The organism is Methylobacterium sp. WL12 (assembly GCF_008039475.1).
Classification (GTDB): Bacteria; Pseudomonadota; Alphaproteobacteria; order Rhizobiales; family Beijerinckiaceae; genus Methylobacterium; species Methylobacterium cerastii.
Genome location: NZ_VRUW01000177.1, coordinates 1 through 3,074 on the forward strand (window position 1 = coordinate 1; position 3,074 = coordinate 3,074).

Annotated in this window: 4 protein-coding genes; 3 read left to right on the plus strand and 1 reads right to left on the minus strand. The window is 69.4% G+C overall.

What is annotated here, in order from left to right; genetic code table 11:
- Positions 1-291 precede the first annotated feature (291 nt).
- Complete coding sequence (locus FV226_RS27140; protein ID WP_147765360.1) at positions 292-510, plus strand: hypothetical protein; 219 nt, start codon at positions 292-294, stop codon at positions 508-510.
- A gap of 13 nt (positions 511-523) precedes the next feature.
- Here the strand turns inward: FV226_RS27140 and rpmF are convergent, their stop codons facing one another.
- On the minus strand, positions 524-712 hold the full coding sequence (gene rpmF / locus FV226_RS27145; protein WP_147754699.1) for a 50S ribosomal protein L32: 189 nt from the start codon (positions 710-712) through the stop codon (positions 524-526).
- 503 nt (positions 713-1,215) lie between these two features.
- Between rpmF and FV226_RS27150 the strand changes: the two genes are divergently transcribed.
- Both FV226_RS27150 and FV226_RS27155 read left to right on the plus strand, forming a co-directional pair.
- Complete coding sequence (locus tag FV226_RS27150) at positions 1,216-2,337, plus strand: PAS domain-containing protein (RefSeq protein ID WP_147765361.1); 1,122 nt, start codon at positions 1,216-1,218, stop codon at positions 2,335-2,337.
- Positions 2,334-2,783: a response regulator gene (locus FV226_RS27155; protein WP_147754701.1), complete on the plus strand. Its 450-nt coding sequence runs from the start codon at positions 2,334-2,336 to the stop codon at positions 2,781-2,783. Before FV226_RS27150 ends, FV226_RS27155 begins: the two co-directional genes overlap by 4 nt.
- The last annotated feature ends 291 nt before the right edge of the window (positions 2,784-3,074 follow it).

Sequence of the window (3,074 nt, forward strand, 5' to 3'; positions counted from 1 at the left end):
GGTCGGGAGAGGAGAGCGCTATGTCGGGAGAGGTCGCTCCCCTCTCCCGACCCGCTTCGTGGGCCACCCTCCCCCGCAGAAGGGGAGGGAAGTCGTGGCGCCTGCCCCGATAAAAGGTTGACGAACCGTTAACGTCGGCCCCACCCTTGCAGCGCCGGTCCGGGCTGGGCCGGGGGATGCGGGCGATGATGCAGATCGGGACAATCGGGCGTGTCGGCACGGTACGGGCGACCGCAGGCGCCGGGGTCCGAGTCGCAATCTTCCGAACCGCAAGAAGCCTCCGGATCGAAAGTGTCCGCGCCCACCCGCGCCCTGGTGGCGATCGCCGGGGGCCGGGACGAGGCAGCCCAGGACGCGCCAACGCCAAAAGCCCGCGGCGGCACGCGGCCGCTCGCAGGCTTTCTGACTCAGGTGATCGTGGCGTCCGATCCGACCCTGCGGCCGTCGCGGCTGGAGCGCACCGGGATCGCGGCCGCGCGCTACGCCGAGACGGCGCGGCTCACGGCCTGATTCCCAAGGCTACTCAGGCTTCGGTCGACTTGACCGTGAGCACCTGGCGGCCGCGATACATGCCGGTCTTCAGGTCGATGTGGTGGGGGCGGCGCAGCTCGCCCGAATCCTTGTCCGTCACGTAGGTCGGCGCCTTGAGGGCGTCGGCCGAGCGGCGCATGCCGCGACGGGAGGGGGAGGTTTTGCGCTTCGGAACGGCCATGACGGGAAATCCTTGCGGTCTGGCGCCAAAGCGGCGCCCGGGCGTCTCCCGGCCGGGATCGCCTCGCGCACCGCTCGATACGGAGATTCGAAGGCGCGCTTATAGCGGGGGCGCCGGGGCGTGGCTAGGGGGCGCGTGCGACCAAGCTGCCGGACACGCTCGATGTTGGACTTTGGTCCAAGATCGCGGCCGAGCAAGACAGTGGCAGGCGCCGACGGCACCGGGCGCGTGCTAGCCGAGACTTGACAGTTCTGCCGTGATGGCCTGCGGTGGGCGGGGTGCCATGGCGACGGCCCGAAGGCGTCGCCGCGACGGGAAAGTCCGCCGCGTCCAGAATTCTTTGAACCTTTTTTCCTCCACGACCCGTTAAGCTTGCGGCCGACCCGCCCGCTCGCCTCCAAGCACGACGGTTCGCCTTCTGGACTTCCTAAAAAGGTGCCCTCGCGGCACCGGCCGACGCCGCACGGTGGATGCGGTCCGCGCCCTGAGAGAGATCACGATCGATGGAATCGTCCGATGCGTGGCGCCAGACCGGCGGCCTCGACACCGAGCAGGGCAAGGGCGACCCGTTCGCTGCCGCCGTCCGCGCCACGCGGATGGCGATGATCATCACCGATCCGCGCCTGCCCGACAACCCGATCGTCTTCGCCAACGACGCGTTCCTGCGGATGACGGGCTACGAGCGCGGCGAGGTCATGGGCCGCAACTGCCGCTTCCTGCAGGGGGCCAACACCGATCGCGGCGCGGTCGCGCTCATCCGCGAGGCGGTGACGGCGGGGCGCGACATCGCCATCGACATCCTGAACTACCGCAAGGACGGCGCCCCGTTCTGGAACGCGCTGTACCTCAGCCCGGTGACGAACGAGGGCGGCGAGGTGCCCTACTTCTTCGCCTCGCAGCTCGACGTGACCGACCGCGTCGACGCCCACCTGAAGGTCGACCAGGAGAAGGCCCATTTCGAGGCCGAGGTGGCCAAGCGCACCCAGGACCTGAGCCAGTCCCTGGCGACGCAGACCATGTTGGTCCACGAGGTCGACCACCGGGTCAAGAACAACCTCCAGATGATCGCCGCCCTGCTCGCCATGCAGACCAAGGCCATCACCGACCCGTCGGCGCGCGCGGCGATGGAGATGATGCTGACGCGGGTCGAGGCGCTGGGCATCGTGCATCGGCGGCTCTACCAGTCGAACGACGTCGAGCGCTTCGACGTCGCCGAGTTCGCCCGCGACCTCTCCACCGACCTGGTGCGGGGCTCGGGCCGCGACGGCATCCGCCTGCACCTCGACCTCGAGGCGGTGGAGGTGCCGGTCTCGAAGGCGCCGCCGGTGGCGCTGATGATGAACGAGCTCATCACCAACGCGCTCAAGCACGCCTTCCCCGGCGATCGCCCCGGCCGGCTCTCGGTGACGGTCGCACCGGACGGGAAGTACTTCGCCATCAGAATCGCCGACGACGGCGTCGGCATGCCCGTGGAGGTGATGGAGAAACGCTCCTTCGGCAAGCGCCTGATCGGCACCCTGTGCCGCCAGCTCAACGCCAGCATCGCGTGGCAATCCAACGAGCCGGGGACCACGGTCAACATTCGCCTGCCGCGCGAGATGGCAGACAGTTCGGAGACGCCGTGAGCGACCCGCTGCGGATCCTGGTCGTGGAGGATGAGGCCCTCATCCTGATGCAGATCGAGATGATGCTCGAGGAGGCCGGGCACAGCGTGGTCGGCACCGCGATGACGGCCGCCGAGGCCATCGCCCAGATCGAGGCCTGTCGGCCCGAGCTGGTGCTGATCGACCTGCGCCTTGCAGACGGCTCTTCCGGCCTCGAGGTGGCGCAGGCGATCCGTGAGCGCGACGGCATCACCGCCGCCTTCATGACCGCCAACGCGCGCCAGCTCTCCGAGGAGATGGAGGGCGCGACCGCGGTGATCGCAAAACCCTTCAGCGAGGCGGTGCTGGAAGACGCGCTCGCCTACCTCAAGGCCTGCGTGCGCCGTCCGCCGCCAAGCGAGCCGGTACCGAACGGCATGCGGATCTCGGCCGAATGCCTCGCGCGCTTCGACGCCATGCGGCACTGAGCGTCCGACCCGGATCGAGAACCGAACCGGGAACGGAGTGCGCGCGACCGGACTTGGAATTCAATCGGATTTGGAACCAGCGACTGGGGCGGCGTGCCGCAGCGTTAAGCCGCGGTTCAACCGCTCCGGCTCACACCACGCTCCGTCGGCGCCAGGTACCGGGCCGCCGTCCCTTCGGGAGGACCACCATGGCCACGTCGTTCCTGCGCACCTTCGCACTCCTGTCCTGCCTGGCCGCCGCGCCGGCGCTGGCGCAGAGCCCCGCCCCCGCGACCCCGACCAAGCCCGGAG

Bases quoted from the DNA above. Each gene is read 5' to 3' on its own strand.
- rpmF (WP_147754699.1), bottom strand. From the start codon at position 712: ATGGCCGTTCCGAAGCGCAAAACCTCCCCCTCCCGTCGCGGCATGCGC.
- FV226_RS27150 (WP_147765361.1), top strand. From the start codon at position 1,216: ATGGAATCGTCCGATGCGTGGCGCCAGACCGGCGGCCTCGACACCGAG.